The sequence below is a fragment of the Gammaproteobacteria bacterium genome (genome assembly GCA_032250735.1).
Taxonomy (GTDB): domain Bacteria; phylum Pseudomonadota; class Gammaproteobacteria; order SZUA-152; family SZUA-152; genus SZUA-152.
This window is the reverse complement of sequence record JAVVEP010000010.1, coordinates 1-240: the sequence shown is the minus strand read 5'-3', so window position 1 is coordinate 240 and position 240 is coordinate 1. Positions and strand designations below refer to the sequence as shown.

Genomic DNA, 240 nt, shown 5'->3' with positions numbered 1-240 from the left:
TCAGCACCGCCTGGACCCCGGTCAACCCGCTGGTGGACCACGCCCAGGTGCTGGGGACCTGCGCGTCCTGTCACGACGGCGTGATCGCCATCGGGAAGTCTGGCAGCCATATCAATACGTCTGATATTTGCGAGGCCTGTCATAACAGCACAGCATGGGTGCCGGTCTTTATCGTGGACCACAATCAGGTCAATGGCACCTGCGCGAGCGCCGGCTGTCACAGCCTGCCCGGTGGCCACA

At 62.9% G+C, this 240-nt stretch carries 1 protein-coding gene; it reads left to right on the top strand.

What is annotated here, in order from left to right; all coding sequences use genetic code 11:
* A partial coding sequence (locus tag RRB22_07545; GenBank protein ID MDT8384252.1) for a hypothetical protein occupies positions 1-240 on the top strand: 240 nt, incomplete at both ends.